This is a genomic window from Streptomyces venezuelae (genome assembly GCF_008642275.1).
In the GTDB taxonomy this organism is placed as follows: domain Bacteria; phylum Actinomycetota; class Actinomycetes; order Streptomycetales; family Streptomycetaceae; genus Streptomyces; species Streptomyces venezuelae_E.
Genome location: NZ_CP029189.1, coordinates 4,645,664 through 4,660,796, shown reverse-complemented (window position 1 = coordinate 4,660,796; position 15,133 = coordinate 4,645,664). Strand labels below are relative to the sequence as shown.

The window sequence follows — 15,133 nt, the reverse complement described above, 5'->3', positions numbered from 1 at the left end:
AGGGCGACTAGTGGTATACGCAGCCCGAGAGTTGTGTGAACTTCTCGCCACGAATCCGGGCCCCGCCCCAAAACCCTTACGGCATGGGGCGGTTAGCCGGGATCAGGCCTCCCCGGCGGCCTTCCGCGTGTGCAGCTGGCGGGCCACTTCGGCGATCGAGCCCGAGAGCGAGGGGTACACGGTGAACGCGTTTGCGATCTGCTCGACCGTCAGGTTGTTGTCGACGGCGATCGAGATGGGGTGGATCAGCTCGCTCGCACGCGGGGAGACGACCACGCCGCCGACGACGATGCCGGTGCCCGGACGGCAGAACAGCTTCACGAAGCCGTCCCGGATGCCCTGCATCTTGGCGCGCGGGTTGCGCAGCAGCGGGAGCTTCACCACGCGGGCGTCGATCTTGCCGGCGTCCACGTCCGCCTGGGTGTAGCCGACGGTGGCGATCTCGGGGTCGGTGAAGACGTTCGAGGAGACCGTCTTGAGGTTCAGCGGGGCCACCGCGTCACCGAGGAAGTGGTACATCGCGATGCGGCCCTGCATCGCCGCGACCGACGCGAGGGCGAAGACGCCCGTGACGTCACCGGCGGCGTACACACCGGGCGCCGAGGTGCGCGAGACCTTGTCGGTCCAGATGTGCCCGGAGTCCTTGAGCCGGACCCCGGACTCCTCCAGGTTCATGTTCTTGGTGTTGGGGATCGCGCCGACGGCCATCAGGCAGTGCGTACCGGTCAGCACGCGGCCGTCGGAGAGGGTGACCTCGACCCGGTCGCCCACCCGCTTGGCGGATTCGGCGCGCGAGCGTCCGACGACGTTCATGCCGCGGCGCCGGAAGACGTCCTCCAGCACGGCGGCGGCGTCCGGGTCCTCGCCGGGGAGCACGCGGTCGCGGGAGGACACGAGGGTCACCCGGGAGCCGAGGGCCTGGTACGCGCCGGCGAACTCGGCGCCGGTCACACCGGAGCCGACCACGATGAGCTCCTCCGGGAGCTCGTCGAGGTCGTAGACCTGGGTCCAGTTCAGGATCCGCTCGCCGTCGGGCATGGCGTCGGGGATCTCGCGCGGGGTGCCGCCGGTCGCGATCAGGACGGCGTCGGCGGTCAGGATCGTCTCGGACCCGTCGGCGGCGGTGACGATGACGTCCCGCGTGCCGTCGATGCCCTGCGGCCCGCCGAGCTTGCCGCGGCCGCGCACCACGCGGGCGCCGGCCCGGGTGACGGAGGCGGTGATGTCGTGCGACTGGGCGAGCGCGAGACGCTTGACGCGCCGGTTCACCTTGCCGAGGTCCACGCCGACGACGCGCGCGGCCTGCTCGATGTGCGGGGTGTCGTCCGCGACCACGATGCCGAGCTCCTCGTACGAGGAGTCGAAGGTCGTCATCACCTCGGCGGTCGCGATCAGAGTCTTGGAAGGTACGCAGTCGGTGAGGACCGAGGCCCCGCCCAGACCGTCGCAGTCGACGACGGTCACCTCCGCGCCGAGCTGGGCCCCCACCAGGGCTGCCTCATACCCGCCGGGTCCGCCGCCGATGATCACGATCCGGGTCACGAAAAGTCCGCCTCACGTCTACCCGGCCGGCTGCCGCCCCGGCCGGTGTTCCGGGGGGTCTCCCCGGGGGATGCATTCCGTGCTCCATTGTCCCGCACGCTCCACGGTGCTTCGCGCCCGGTCCCTCCATCCGGGCACGCGTGCACCGGCACCCCTCCCGTACTCTCGACCCCATGTCGCTCTACGCCGCGTACGCCGGCAACCTCGACCCGCGGCTGATGACGCGCCGCGCCCCGCATTCGCCGCTGCGCGGCACGGGCTGGATCAACGACTGGCGGCTGACCTTCGGCGGCGAGCAGATGGGCTGGGAGGGCGCTCTCGCGACGATCGTCGAGGCCCCGCGCCACCAGGTCTTCGTCGCGCTGTACGACATCGCGCCGCTGGACGAGGACTCGATGGACCGCTGGGAGGGTGTCGGACTCGACATCTACCGCCGGATGCGGGTGCGGGTGCACACGCTGGACGGCGAGGAGGCGGCCTGGGTGTACGTACTGAACGGCTACGAGGGCGGTCTGCCCTCGGCCCGCTACCTCGGCGAGATCGCCGACGCCGCGGAATCCGCGGGCGCCCCCCACGACTACGTGATGGAAATCCGCAAGCGCCCCTGCTGATCCCCTGCGGGGTCGCTCGCCCGATTCCGCCCCCACCGGCACGGCGCCCGGGCCGGAGCCCCACCCCGACCGACGTCCGACGTCCGAGGCGCGGGGTCCGGGGCGGAGCCCCGCTCTTCCAGCCCCCGCCGGGACACCATCCAGCCCCGCCGGCGTTTGAGGCGCGGGGTCCGGGGCGGAGCCCCGCTCTTCCAGCCCCCGCCGGGACACCATCCAGCCCCGCCGGCGTTTGAGGCGCGGGGTCCGGGGCGGAGCCCCGTCCTGTCAGCCCCGCCGGCCGTGGGGCCGCCACCCCCGCGGGGACGTTTGGGCGGAAACGACAAGGCAACGATCCGAACACCGTGAGCTGTGCCATCTACGCGCGTAGCCGGAAAACGGTTACGCTCGTCCGCGTGAACGCATCTGTTACCGACCCCTTCGCCGCCGCCGATGCCGCTGCCGCCCGCCTGCGTGAGCTGACCGGCGTGGACACCCACGATGTCGCCCTCGTCATGGGCTCCGGATGGGCCCCCGCCGCAGAGGCGCTCGGCGCCCCCGAGGCCGAGTTCCTCGTCACCGAGCTGCCCGGCTTCCCGCCCGCCGCCGTCGAGGGCCACGGCGGCAAGATCCGCTCGTACAAGATCGGCGACAAGCGCGCCCTGGTCTTCCTCGGCCGGACCCACTTCTACGAGGGCCGCGGCGTCGCCGCCGTCGCCCACGGCGTGCGCACCGCCGTCGCCGCCGGCTGCAAGACCGTCGTGCTGACCAACGGCTGCGGCGGTCTGCGCGAGGGCATGAAGCCCGGCCAGCCCGTCCTGATCAGCGACCACCTCAACCTGACGGCCACCTCGCCGATCGTCGGCGCCAACTTCGTCGACCTCACCGACCTGTACTCGCCGCGCCTGCGCGCGATGTGCAAGGAGATCGACGCGAGCCTCGAAGAGGGCGTCTACGTCCAGTTCCCCGGCCCGCACTACGAGACCCCGGCCGAGATCAACATGATCCGCGTCATGGGCGCCGACCTGGTCGGCATGTCCACCGTCCTGGAGGCCATCGCCGCCCGTGAGGCCGGCGCCGAGGTGCTCGGCATCTCCCTGGTCACCAACCTGGCGGCGGGCCTGTCCGGCGAGCCGCTGAACCACGAAGAGGTCCTCCAGGCCGGCCGCGACTCGGCCGCCCGCATGGGCACGCTGCTGACGCAGGTCCTCGCCCGCATCTGATCGACGTACGAGAGCTAAGGCGGAAGCAGTGCAGGAACAGGCACAGGCACAGGCACAGGACGACCTGATCACCCGGGCGCAGGCCTGGCTGGCCGAGGACCCGGACCCGGAGACGGCCGCGGAACTGGCCGCGCTCATCGAGGCCGGCGACACGGCGGAGCTCGCGGACCGTTTCTCGGGCACCCTGCAGTTCGGCACCGCCGGACTGCGCGGTGAGATCGGCGCCGGTCCGATGCGGATGAACCGCGGCGTGGTCATCCGGGCCGCGGCGGGCCTCGCGGCCTACCTGAAGGCCCAGGGTCATGACGGCGGCCTGGTCGTCGTCGGCTACGACGCCCGCTACAAGTCGGCGGACTTCGCCCGCGACACCGCGGCCGTCATGACCGGTGCCGGGCTGCGTGCGGCCCTCCTGCCCCGCCCGCTGCCGACGCCCGTGCTCGCGTACGCGATAAGGCACCTCGGCGCCGTCGCCGGCGTCGAGGTGACCGCGAGCCACAACCCGCCCAGGGACAACGGCTACAAGGTCTACCTCGGCGACGGCTCGCAGATCGTCTCCCCGGCCGACAGCGAGATCGCGGCGCAGATCGCGGCGGTCGAGAAGCTGGCCGACGTACCGCGCCCGGAGTCCGGCTGGCAGGAGCTCGGCGACGAGGTCCTGGAGGCCTACCTGCACCGCACGGACGCCGTCCTGACCCCCGGCTCGCCCCGGGGCGTGCGGACCGTCTACACGGCCATGCACGGCGTCGGCAAGGACGTCGTCATGGCGGCCTTCGCCCGGCACGGCTTCCCGGAGCCGGTCCTCGTCGCCGAGCAGGCCGAGCCCGACCCGGCCTTCCCGACGGTGGCGTTCCCCAACCCGGAGGAGCCGGGCGCGATGGACCTGGCCTTCGCGAAGGCCGCCGAGGTCCAGCCCGACATCGTGATCGCCAACGACCCGGACGCGGACCGCTGCGCCGTGGCCGTACCCACCGCGGACGGCTGGCGGATGCTGCGCGGCGACGAGGTCGGCGCGCTGCTGGCGGCGCACCTGGTCCACAAGGGGGTCTCACGCGGTGACAGCAACAGCGTCTTCGCCGAGTCCATCGTCTCCTCCAGCCTCCTGGGCCGGATCGCGGAGGCGGCGGGCGTGGGCTACGAGGAGACCCTCACCGGCTTCAAGTGGATCGCCCGCGTCGAGGGCCTGCGCTACGGCTACGAGGAGGCGCTCGGCTACTGCGTGGACCCCGAGGGCGTCCGCGACAAGGACGGCGTCACCGCCGCCCTGCTGGTGGCGGAGCTGGCCTCGGTCCTCAAGGAGCAGGGCCGTACGCTGGCCGACCTGCTGGACGACCTGGCGATGGCCCACGGGCTGCACGCCACGGACCAGCTGTCGGTGCGCGTCTCGGACCTGTCGATCATCGCCGACGCGATGGCGGCGCTGCGCGCGCAGCCGCCGGTGTCGCTGGCGGGTCTGCGGGTGGTCTCGGCCGAGGACCTGTCCAAGGGCACGGAGTCCCTCCCGCCCACGGACGGCCTGCGCTACTACCTGGACGGCGCGTACAAGGCCCGGGTCATCGCCCGCCCGTCGGGTACCGAGCCCAAGCTGAAGTGCTACCTGGAGGTCGTGGTCCCGGTGGCCGAGGCCTCCGACCTGGCGGCGGCACGCGTCCGCGGCCAGGAGGTCCTGGACGCGATCAAGAAGGACCTCTCGGCGGCCATGGGCATCTAGTTTTCCCCGCGCCACTCGCGCGCCTCGGCCCAGGGGGCCTCACCGGCTTCGCGCCGCTGCGCCGGACTCCGTCCGTCAGGCGCGGCGGCCGGGGCTTCGGCCCCCGCCCGGCCCGGTCCCGCCCCGTCCGGCGGGACCGGGCCTTCGCATGTCCTCTGATCCGCATCCCCGCCAACGCTCGAGGCACCCACCCGGCGCAGCTGGGCATAAGGCATGGTGCCCCACACGGCCCCCGTCGATCCGGTGCAGTCCGTACCCCCGTACGCCTGGGGGATCGATGTCCCACCCCGAGCGTACGGAAGTCATCAGGTCCGCCGCGGACGGTGCCCCTCACCGGCCGACGGGGCGGCGGTGGTTTTCTCCAGTTCCCGCGCCAAGGCCTTGGCCTCCCGGCCGCAGGGCAAGCGCACCCACACGTAGCCGAGGACCTCGTCGCCCCCCGGCCAGCCGGAACCGATCTGGGCGACGGTCCCGGTGATGAGCTGTGGCTGCTGACGGGCCCGGTCCCACGGCTCGATGTAGGACCGGCCGGTGACCGTGTCGCCGACGCACAGCCGGGCGGCCTTCCCGCGGGTGGCCTCGGCGCTCACCGTCCGTCCCCGGGCTGATCCAGGACGAGGCCGAGCAGGCCCCGGCATTCGCGGGCGAGCTCCTGAACGTGGACATACGCGGTCTCCCGGTCGTCGGGAAGCCCCTCCGCAAGGACTTCGGCGACCGCCGCGGCAGTCGCCTCCACCAGCGACGTGCGCCCTAGATCATCCCAGCGGGGAGCTTGCTCCACTGCGATCGGGGCAAGGAGACGCAGGTGCCCGGCAAGCCAGCGGTGCCAGGCCGCGCACGTCGCCCTGTCCGGGGTGCCCGCCCGGCACGCCAGGACCATGGACACGGTCTCGCTGATCAGCGTCACGTCGACCGGCAACGTGGTGGTGGTTCCGTCGGCGCGAGCCACGGTCAACGCGGGCACATCCGGCCCTCGACCAGTACGGCTTTGGGGGGACACGGGCAGCACGGCAGCCTCCTCGCCAATCCGGGCGTCACCAGCACGGTCGGGCCGCCAACAGGTCCGCCCGATTCCACGGATTGACCGTACGAGCGGCCGGCGTCGAGTAGGACTGACTGCGGGTACGAGTAGAGCGCGCCACGCCCAAGGGGAGCGCCATGAACACCACACCTCACCGGCCCTTACGCGCCGGTCTCATCAGCGGCTTCGTGCTGCGCGCAGCCCGTACGTCGATCCCGACCACCCAGCAGGGACTCGCCGAGCTCCTGGCCGTGGACCTGGCGATCGTGCAGGGCTGGGAGTCGGGGCGTCGGCCACTGGCGAACATGAAGGCCGGGATCCTCCTCGGCATGCGCCGCCGCCTGGCCGTGCTGGGCGCCTCTCCGGCCGTCCTCGCACTGCTGGATCCCGCGATGGACGCCGACCGCATCATCGCGGCCGTCCTCACCGCGGACGACGACGCCGAGCACCCCCTCGGCGAGTGGGTCCACACCCGTCGGACCGCCCACATGCTCGCCTGGGCGCTCACCGGCACCCCGCCGCACTCCGTGGCCGACCTCCTCGCCGCACCCCGCCGAGGCCCGGCGGGCGTCGCCCCGCTCCTGGACCCCGACGACCGCCGCATCTTCTTCGACCGGCTGAGGAACACCGCCGAGAGCGCGCCCCGCACCGACGCCGGCGGAATCCTGCTGCACCGACAAGCCCTCTACCTGTCCTCCTACGACCGTTCCCCGCAGGCCGTGGCCTGGACCGCAGACGCCCTCCACGCCCGGCGCGAAGCACTGACCGCGCGCGGGTGGACCCCCCGCTGGGCCGAAGCCCGCTCGACCGCCGCCGCCCTCGCCCGCCTGGGCGACCCCGTCCCCATGTACGACTTCATCGAGCGGGCCATGGCCGACGACGACGGCGAGGCCGCGAACCTCAACTACTGGGCGTACTGGCTCGGCGTTGCCCACCAGCCGCAGGCCGACGACACGTTCATGCGCGACCGGACCCTCACCGGCCTGGATCCGGTAGCCCTCCTGAGGGCCCTCGCCGACGGCATGCACTTCGCCCCCGGCTACGTCGACCTGTACACGCACTCGCTGTGGGCGCTGCTCCATGCCCACCCCTGGCTCCCGCAGGCCCTCCCTGCCCTGTCCGCGTCGCTCGCCGGGCGGCTGGACAGGCTCCTGGACGAAGGCGGCATCTCTCCGAGATCCAAACGGGAACTCGGCGCGGTCCACTACGTTTTGCACCAGAACCGATGATCGGCAACCGGAGGTCACCATGGCAGACGAGACGGCGAACGCGCAGGGCACAGCCGGGTTCCTCTTCGAGATGGGCGTCTTGAAGAACGCGAAGCGCACCGGCTGGTGGTTCACCGGGAACAACAACCCGGAGTCGATCGCCGAGCACTCGTTCCGCGTCGGAATCATCGGTTCGGTCCTCGCGATGATGGAAGGCGCCGACGCGGGCAAGGTCGCGTTGATGTGCCTGTTCCACGACACGCAGGAGACCCGCCTCGGCGACATCCCGCACATCGGCCGCCGCTACATCGACGCCGCCACGAACCAGACCGTCACCGCCGACCAGGTCTCCGCCGCCCACCCGTCGGTAAAGGCCGGCGTGCAGCGCGTCGTGGACGAGTACGAGAGCGGCAGCTCCCTCGAAGTCCTGGTCGCCCACGACGCCGACAAGCTGGAATGCCTGGTGCAGGCGGTGGAGTACCGGGCGCAGGGCTACGCAGAGGTTCAGGACTGGATCGACACCTCGCTCGCCAGCTTGAAGACTGCCTCGGCGCAGGCCCTGGCCGAAGCCGCGCTGACCATGTCGCCGCTCCAGTGGCGCCGCACCTTCCTGGAACGCTGACCCGCCTGCGAGTCCAGCCGCCGGTGTCCGCAGTCCATCGGGCTTGGCGGTCGCCGGCGTTTGAGGCGCGGGGGTCCGGGTCAGCGCCCCCGGCAGCGGCGGCGCGCCCGTCCGGACCGGCCGGGGCGGTGGCCGAGCCGTGCGGGCGACGCGTCAGGACGGGGTCGGGGTCGGGGTCGCCAGTTCGCCCAGGGTCGGGACCGACTCCGGGCGGGAGCGGACCGCGTCCGTGCACTCCCACGCGCGCGGCGGATCGGCGTCCGGACCGCCCAGGATCACCGGGCCCGGGGTCGCCTTCAGGGCTTCGCTGCCCGACAGCGTGCACACGATCTGCGAGAGCGCCACCGGCGGCAGGTCCTCCGGCTTCCGGCTGAGCCGCACCGTGCCCGCCGGGTCGCCCGCCTTCGGCGCGCCCGCCGACAGCCCCGCCGGAACCTCGCTCGTGAAGCCGGCGTCCCGCTCCTCCGTGCCCGGAGTGCGCTCCAGCTCCTCCAGCAGTGCCTGCGCGACCATCGCCAGCGGGTCCCGTACGGGCTTCTTCTCGGGCACCGGAACCACTCGCTCCACGCCCACCAGCTGCGATCCGCAGACCAGTTGCAGCGTGGCGCGGAAGCCCTGCACACCGTTCGGCTGGTCCTTGGTGTCGCAGGAGACCCGCGACGGGGCCGGGCCCACGTCCACCGGGACGGTCGTCGCCCGGATCCCGCAGGCGGAGGTCGCGAGCAGCGCGACCCCGACGAAGGGGACCAGCACCGCCGGAACCACCGGCAGGGCCCTACGCATCCGCGTCACCCGCGATCACCTTTCCCACGTCCACCGGCAGCCGCAGCGTGAACAGCGCTCCGCCGCCCGCGACATTGGCGGCGCTGATGTCGCCGCCGTGGATGTGCGCGTTCTCCATGGCGATCGACAGGCCGAGCCCGCTGCCGTCGGACTTGGGTCGCGACGCGCTCGCTTTGTAGAAGCGGTCGAAGACGTGCGGCAGGACCTCTTCGGGGATGCCCGGACCGTTGTCCCGCACCGCGATCACCAGCCACTCCCCCTCGACCGTGACCGACACCCGTACCGGCGAGCCGCCGTGCTTGAGGGCGTTGCCGATCAGGTTGGCGAGGATGACGTCGAGGCGGCGCGGGTCGAGGCGGACCACGATGCCCCGTTCGGCGTCGAGTTCGACCGCGTCGAGCCAGGCCCGGGCGTCGATGCAGGCCGTGACCTGGTCGGCGACGTTCACGTCGTCCAGCACCAGCTTGGCCGTACCCGCGTCGAAGCGGGTGACCTCCATCAGGTTCTCGACCAGGATGTTCAGCCGCCGGGTCTCGCTGACGACCAGCCCCACCGCCGGCGCGATCATCGGATCGAGGTCGTCGACCTCCTCCTCCAGCACCTCGGCCACCGCCGTCAGCGCGGTCAGCGGCGTCCGCAGCTCGTGCGACATGTCCGCGACGAAGCGCCGGCTGGCCTCCTCGCGCGCGCTCATGTCGGCGACCTTCTTCTCCAGCGCCTCGGCCGTCTTGTTGAAGGTGTGCGACAGGTCGGCGAGTTCGTCCGTGCCGGACACGTCGAGACGGTGGTCCAGCTCGCCCTCGCCGAGCCGCCGCGCCGCGTCCCCGAGCCGCTGCACGGGCTTGAGCACCGTACGGGCCGCGGCCTGCGCCAGCAGGGCGGAGCCGAGCAGCGCGAGGCCGGTGGCGATGGTCAGCGACCAGCCGAGCGCGTTCAGGTCGTCCCGTTCCTGCGCGAGGGACTTGTACATGTAGCCGGTGAGCCCGCCGCCCACGATCCGCGTCCCGCCGACCAGGTACGGATTGCCGCGCGGCTTCGTCCGCTGCCAGTACACGTGGTACTCGGAGTCGTTCGCGGCGGTGGTCTTCTGCCGGTCGTTCACCGCGTTCCGCAGGGACTTCGGTACGTTGGCCAGCCCGAAGGAGTCGGGGCCCGCCGCCCCGAAGATCTGCCGGTTGTCCTTGCCGACCTGGACCAGCAGCACGCTGTACCCGGGGCTGCTGCCCGCCATCAGTTCGGCGGTGCGCTGCAGCTCCTCGGCGGTGGGATCGGCGGGCAGCGCGGCGGCCCGGTTCTGCATCTCCTGGCGGAAGTCGCCGAGGGCGGCGTCCTGGACGCGGGTGAGGACCGCCTCGCGGTTGAGCCAGTACGCGATCCCGGAGGCCGAGACCGCGGCCGTGAGGGCGACCAGGCAGAACACCATGAGGAGCCGCAGCCGCAGGCTGCTCCAGCGCCGGCCCGCGAGCAACGACCGGATCACTGCGGGGAGTCCAGGCGGTAGCCCACACCCCGGACGGTACGGATCAGGGTGGGTGAGGACGGCACGTCCTCGACCTTGGCGCGCAGCCGCTGCACGCAGGCGTCGACGAGCCGCGAGTCACCGAGGTAGTCGTGCTCCCAGACCAGCCGCAGCAGCTGCTGCCGGGAGAGCGCCTGGCCGGGCCGGCGGCTCAGTTCGAGCAGCAGCCGCAGCTCGGTCGGCGTGAGCTGCAGGTCCTCGCCGTTCTTCGTCACCGTCATGGCGGCCCGGTCGATGACCAGGGACCCGAAGCTCGCCGAGTCGCTCGACTCGCGCTCGCCCCGGCGCAGTACGGCCCGGATCCGGGCGTCGAGGACCCGGCCCTGGACGGGCTTGACGACGTAGTCGTCGGCTCCCGACTCCAGCCCGACGACGACATCGATGTCGTCGCTCCGGGCGGTGAGCAGGATGATCGGCAGCTGGTCGGTACGGCGGATCCGCCGGCACACCTCGAAGCCGTCGATCCCGGGCAGCATCACGTCGAGCACGATCAGATCCGGCCGCTGCTCGCGCAGCAGTTTCAGGCCGTCCTCGCCCGTCGCCGCGGTGGCCACACGGTGGCCCTGGCGTGACAGGGAGAGTTCGAGGGCCGTGCGGATGGCGTCGTCGTCCTCGATCAGCAACAGGAAAGGCACGCGCTCATTCTGACCCATCGGCCGTCGGGAACTCGACCGTCGCGCGACGTGATCCTGTCGGGGTCCTGTCAGAAGTCGCTGTGACACGGCTGTGACAGTCGACGGACACCCCGGTTAAGTCGGCCGGGCAGTCTTTTCATCAACGCACAACGGACCGAAGCAGACACACTCCACGACGGGGGGCGCGAGATGAACACGCTGCACAGCACCACGACCAGCGCGGTTGTCACGCGGCTGCACGATGTGAACCGCCGGGCGGGTGTCCGTACGGTGGCGGTCGCCCGTCCCCGGCCGGCCCACGTCGTAGCCATTGACGCAAACCAGTACCAGGCGGTTCCCGCCGCCGGGCAGGCTCCTTCCTCCATCTCCGAAGCCGAGTTCACGGCGTACGTCCAGGAGCGGCGCGCCGCCCTGTACGCGACGGCCTTCCACCTCACCGGCGACCGGTACGAGGCCGAGGACCTGCTGCAGAGCGCACTGTTCTCCACGTACCGCGCCTGGGACCGGATCAGCGACAAGGCGGCCGTCGGCGGCTACCTGCGCCGGACGATGACGAACCTGCACATCAGCGCGTGGCGTCGGCGGAAGCTGAACGAATACCCGACGGAGGAGCTGCCGGAGACGGCCTCCGACACGGACGCGATGCGCGGTACGGAGCTGCGCGCGGTGCTGTGGCAGGCCCTGACCCGCATCCCGGAGCCGCAGCGCACGATGCTGGTGCTCCGCTACTACGAGGGCCGCACGGACCCGGAGATCGCGGAGATCCTCGGCATCAGCGTCGGCACGGTGAAGTCGAGCATCTGGCGCTCGCTGCGCCGCCTGCGGGAGGACGAGGCGCTCAGCTTCGGCCGTGACGAGGCGGAGTCCTTCGAGGAGCTCGTCGCGTAACGCGGCACACGCGGAAGCCGGCACGCGCAGAGGCCGGCACACACAGAAGCCATCGGGCCAGGGGGCCCGTCCTACGGGGGTGGGGCGGGGGCCGCGGGGGGAAGAGGCGGGATCGAGCGGACGGGGGTCCGCTCGATCCCGCCTCTTCACATGTCCCGGGTGTCCGTGCGCGGCGCGGACGGCCGGGTCACAGGCGCTTGGCGCTGCGCAGGGCGGCGGCGTAGTAGCCGTTGCCGTCGAGCCGGGAGGCGCCGCCCTTGTCGCCGATGGTGGGGCCGTTGGCCTCCTCACGGCTCGATATGAAGATCTTGTGCCCTTCGGTGTCGTTGCCGAGGTACATGCCGGTGTGGTCCAGCCGGTCCCCGGTGCGCGCGTCGAGCTTGAAGAACACCAGGTCGCCCGGCTGGAGGACGTCGACGGAGGCCGGCCGGTCCTGCGGGCCGACGCCCTTGAGGGCCAGGATGTCCACGCCGGCCTTCGAACGGGCCATTGCGTTGGCGGTGCGCGGGAGTCCGTTGCCGCCGGTGTCGGAGGCCATCAGCGGGAAGCGGCCGCGGTAGCCGAAGACCGTGCGGATGAAGCCGGAGCAGTCCATGGACCGGTGCTTGGCCTTCTCCGGCTGCTGGGTGGTGCCGTTGCGGAAGGTGTACGGGATCCCGAGGTAGTCGTAGAAGTCCGACTCCTCCAGGCGGAGGTCGTTGCCCTCGGAGCCCTTCGGGTTGAGCGGCCCGAAGGCGGCGTCGCCCGCGTACTGGACGCCGGCCGCGTCCTTCTTGACCGGTGCCTGGTCCCCGTACTGGAAGGCGATCGCGAAGAGGTCGTCCTCCTCGCTCCCGTAGTACTTCTTGAACCAGTCCTGGAACCACTGCTCGCGCTCGGCGCCGTTGCGCCAGCTCTCCGGGAGCAGGCGGACCCAGTTGTCGGTGACGACGCGGGTCTTGGTGGTGGCCGGCTCGGTGAAGGTACGGCTCTTGCCGGTGAGCGAGGCGGTGCGCGCGCCGTCCGTGAAGGTGGCGAGGACGGCGCCGTCCCCGCCCCGCAGGACCGAGCGCTCCGGGTTCTTCAGCCGCTCCCACTTCTGGGCGCCCTCCTGGGCGCCGCCCTTCTGCGCCTGGTCGGTGACGCGCAGCACCTCGGGGGCCTTGGCCTGTTCCTCCTTGCGCAGCTCGTAGGTGAAGTACGCGCTGCCGGCCAGCAGGATCCCCACGACGGCGGCGTGCAGGACGGGACGGGTGCGGCGGGCGGGCTTGGCGGTCATCGGTGTGCTCCGGGCGGTGCGGGTGGTCGGGCCGGCGTCGGTCAGGCGTGCGGCATGAAGCCGAGCAGGATGCCCGCGGTCAGGACGACGTACGTCAGGAGGGTCGCGGAACCGGTGGCGAGCAGCGTGGCGCCCTTGGGCTGGCGGACGAGCTGGTAGGCGATCAGTCCGGGGACGATGAAGCCGAGGGTCTGGTTCGCGTACAGCAGGGGGAACTTCATCTGGAGCACGATCACCACCGTGGCCTGGAGGAGGACTCCGATGAGGACGACGGCCGCGAACAGGCGCTTGCCGTAGAGGATGACGAACTTCTGGGTGACGAGGGTGAGCGCGTACGTCAGGGCGGTGATGCCGACGACGAGGGCGGCGCGCTGCAGGTCTTCTACGAGGGTGAGCGCGAGCCAGCCGGGGGTGATCATTCCGCCGGGCGAGAGGTTCGTCGTCAGGTAGCACAGCAGGGAGAACAGCAGGCCCAGCGCGATGCCGATGGCGGCGATCTCGGGGGTGAGGACTGCGGGGATCAACGGGGGTCTCCTGGGCTCTGCCACTGCGGGTTCGGGTCGGGCTCGTACGGGTGCGGCTCGTACGGGTGCTGCTCGTACGCGCGTGGCTCGTACGGATCGGGCTCGTACGGGCGGGCCCCGTACGGCTGCTGCTCGTACGGGTGGGGCGGCCAGGGCTGGTGTCCGTACGGCTGCTGCTGCGCGTGGGGGGCCTGCTGCCACTGCCCTTCCGTCTGCCGCGGGTACGCGTCCCGGGGGTCGGACTGGACGTGCTGCTGGGGCGGGTGGGCGTACTGCCGCGGCACGGGAGGCTGCACGTACCTGGCTTCCTGGGCGGCGGTGAGGTCGGCGTACGGGTCGAGGTGCGGGACGTACAGCGGCTGGGCGGGCGCGGCCTGCCGGGGTACGGCGGGCTCCTGGTGCCCGTGGGGTTCCTCCGGGCCGGGCTCGTCCTCGAAGCCGGGGAGTTCCGCCAGGTGTTCCAGGAGGATCTCGCCCTGGCCGTGGATGTTGCCGATGGCGACCAGCGAGGAGCTCTCGCCCAGGTGGCCGAGGAGCTCGTTCATGAACTCCGCGCCGACGCGCTGGTCGCCGCCGAGGTCGACGGCGCGCCCGCGCCACTCGGCGGGGATCGCGTCGATGGCGCTCTTGGCCGGGTGCCCGATCACGAAGACCTTGTCGGGCATCAGGTCCGGGACGATCGCGCCCATCTGGCCGTTGCGCTCGACGCGGTCCGGGCGGCAGTTGATCACGACGTTGAGGGGGCGGTCGACGGCGCCGAGGTCGAGGAGCTGGTTGATGTTCATCAGCGTCGACTCGGGGTCGTTCGCGGCGAAGACGTTGGCGAAGCGCACCCGCTTGCCGCCGGGGGCCACGTACCGCTCGACGGAGAGCACGCCGGGGTCCGGCGGGGCGTCGTACATCCCCTGGAGGGCGGTCTCGCGGTCGACCCCGAGGAGCTCGGCGACGGTGAGCGCGATGGCGACGTTCTCCTTGAAGGTGAACCAGCTGAAGCCGCGCAGCTCGTCGTCGCTGACGGTGTCGGGGTCGGCGTAGACGAGCGTGCAGTCGCGCGCGTCGGCCTCCTCCTGGAGCACGTGGAAGCGCTCCTTCTCGGCGGTGACACAGATTCCGCCGTGCGGCATGGAGCGCGAGAGGGAGCGCGCGATGTCGTCGAGGGTGGGGCCCATCTCGGCGACGTGGTCCTCGCGGACGTTGCACAGGACGCCGATGGTCGACTGGATCAGCTTCGACTGGTTGATCTCCTGGAGGGCGGGCATGACCGCCATGCACTCCATGACCAGGGCGTGCGGCTGGTAGGCGGCGGCGCGCCGGACGATGCCGATCTGTTCGACAACGTTGGCGATGCCGAACTTGCGGTAGACGGGCTCCTCGGTGGCGTCCGGGTGGATGAAGCGGGCCGCGGTGCCGGTGGTCTTGGCGACCGTCAGGAGCCCGCCGCCGCGCAGGGCTCCCGCGCACAGCCGGGTGATGGAGCTCTTGCCGCGGATGCCGTTGACCAGCACCCGGTTCGGTATCTGCGCGAGGTTGGCGTAGTGCCGGCGCTGCTCGACGACGCCCGCGACGAGCATGACCAGGCAGCAGACGACCAGTACGCAGTAGAGGAAGAGCACGG

15 protein-coding genes are annotated in these 15,133 nt (G+C 71.7%); 6 read left to right on the top strand and 9 right to left on the bottom strand.

All coding sequences use genetic code 11. The features are described 5' to 3' along the window. Positions 1-102 precede the first annotated feature (102 nt). Complete coding sequence (locus DEJ51_RS20820) at positions 103-1,542, bottom strand: NAD(P)H-quinone dehydrogenase (protein ID WP_150258918.1); 1,440 nt, start codon at positions 1,540-1,542, stop codon at positions 103-105. Between the two features lie 173 nt (positions 1,543-1,715). On the opposite strand from DEJ51_RS20820, the gene DEJ51_RS20815 reads away from it, so the two are divergent. From DEJ51_RS20815 to DEJ51_RS20805, 3 genes are all read left to right on the top strand, one after another. Further along, entirely contained in the window at positions 1,716-2,153 is a 438-nt protein-coding gene (locus tag DEJ51_RS20815; RefSeq protein WP_030012228.1) for a gamma-glutamylcyclotransferase, read from the top strand. A 392-nt stretch (positions 2,154-2,545) separates the two neighbouring features. Then, a complete protein-coding gene (locus tag DEJ51_RS20810) occupies positions 2,546-3,352 on the top strand; it encodes a purine-nucleoside phosphorylase (RefSeq protein WP_150258917.1) in 807 nt (268 codons plus the stop codon). 28 nt (positions 3,353-3,380) lie between these two features. After that, the gene (locus tag DEJ51_RS20805; protein ID WP_150258916.1) at positions 3,381-5,060 is read left to right on the top strand and encodes a phospho-sugar mutase; all 1,680 of its coding nucleotides are present in this window, start codon (positions 3,381-3,383) and stop codon (positions 5,058-5,060) included. A 305-nt stretch (positions 5,061-5,365) separates the two neighbouring features. On the opposite strand, the gene DEJ51_RS20800 is transcribed toward DEJ51_RS20805, so the two are convergent. Continuing rightward, positions 5,366-5,650, bottom strand: coding sequence for a hypothetical protein (locus tag DEJ51_RS20800; RefSeq protein ID WP_150258915.1), 285 nt, complete (start codon positions 5,648-5,650; stop codon positions 5,366-5,368). Beyond that, a complete protein-coding gene (locus DEJ51_RS20795; protein ID WP_150258914.1) occupies positions 5,647-6,069 on the bottom strand; it encodes a DUF6415 family natural product biosynthesis protein in 423 nt (140 codons plus the stop codon). Before DEJ51_RS20795 ends, DEJ51_RS20800 begins: the two co-directional genes overlap by 4 nt. A 149-nt stretch (positions 6,070-6,218) precedes the next feature. Between DEJ51_RS20795 and DEJ51_RS20790 the strand changes: the two genes are divergently transcribed. Both DEJ51_RS20790 and DEJ51_RS20785 read left to right on the top strand, forming a co-directional pair. Next, positions 6,219-7,310 carry an XRE family transcriptional regulator gene (locus DEJ51_RS20790; protein ID WP_150258913.1) on the top strand — a complete coding sequence of 364 codons (1,092 nt, stop codon included), beginning with the start codon at positions 6,219-6,221 and terminating at the stop codon, positions 7,308-7,310. A 19-nt stretch (positions 7,311-7,329) separates the two neighbouring features. After that, positions 7,330-7,911 (top strand): HD domain-containing protein, encoded by a 582-nt coding sequence (locus tag DEJ51_RS20785; RefSeq protein ID WP_150258912.1) that lies wholly within the window; start codon positions 7,330-7,332, stop codon positions 7,909-7,911. Between the two features lie 153 nt (positions 7,912-8,064). Here DEJ51_RS20785 and DEJ51_RS20780 read toward each other — a convergent pair whose 3' ends face one another. From DEJ51_RS20780 to afsQ1, 3 genes are read right to left on the bottom strand one after another with little or no spacing between them, the layout of a single operon-like run. After that, a complete protein-coding gene (locus tag DEJ51_RS20780) occupies positions 8,065-8,694 on the bottom strand; it encodes a hypothetical protein (RefSeq protein WP_150262052.1) in 630 nt (209 codons plus the stop codon). Continuing rightward, a complete protein-coding gene (locus DEJ51_RS20775; RefSeq protein ID WP_223836195.1) occupies positions 8,687-10,117 on the bottom strand; it encodes a sensor histidine kinase in 1,431 nt (476 codons plus the stop codon). Before DEJ51_RS20775 ends, DEJ51_RS20780 begins: the two co-directional genes overlap by 8 nt. A 53-nt stretch (positions 10,118-10,170) precedes the next feature. Next, positions 10,171-10,848, bottom strand: a complete 678-nt coding sequence (afsQ1, locus tag DEJ51_RS20770; protein WP_063754818.1) for a two-component system response regulator AfsQ1 — start codon at positions 10,846-10,848, stop codon at positions 10,171-10,173. Positions 10,849-11,037: 189 nt separating this feature from the next. Here afsQ1 and DEJ51_RS20765 point away from each other — a divergent pair, with 189 nt between their 5' ends. Continuing rightward, positions 11,038-11,736, top strand: a complete 699-nt coding sequence (locus DEJ51_RS20765) for a SigE family RNA polymerase sigma factor (RefSeq protein ID WP_150258910.1) — start codon at positions 11,038-11,040, stop codon at positions 11,734-11,736. A 187-nt stretch (positions 11,737-11,923) separates the two neighbouring features. On the opposite strand, the gene DEJ51_RS20760 is transcribed toward DEJ51_RS20765, so the two are convergent. The 3 genes from DEJ51_RS20760 to pgsB are packed head-to-tail and all read right to left on the bottom strand — an operon-like array spanning position 11,924 to position 15,131. Then, positions 11,924-12,994 carry a C40 family peptidase gene (locus DEJ51_RS20760; RefSeq protein ID WP_150258909.1) on the bottom strand — a complete coding sequence of 357 codons (1,071 nt, stop codon included), beginning with the start codon at positions 12,992-12,994 and terminating at the stop codon, positions 11,924-11,926. Positions 12,995-13,035: 41 nt separating this feature from the next. Further along, positions 13,036-13,518, bottom strand: a complete 483-nt coding sequence (locus DEJ51_RS20755; RefSeq protein ID WP_150258908.1) for a poly-gamma-glutamate biosynthesis protein PgsC/CapC — start codon at positions 13,516-13,518, stop codon at positions 13,036-13,038. Continuing rightward, positions 13,515-15,131 (bottom strand): poly-gamma-glutamate synthase PgsB, encoded by a 1,617-nt coding sequence (gene pgsB / locus DEJ51_RS20750; protein WP_223835904.1) that lies wholly within the window; start codon positions 15,129-15,131, stop codon positions 13,515-13,517. The genes DEJ51_RS20755 and pgsB overlap by 4 nt, the downstream gene beginning before the upstream one ends. Between the last annotated feature and the right edge of the window lie 2 nt (positions 15,132-15,133).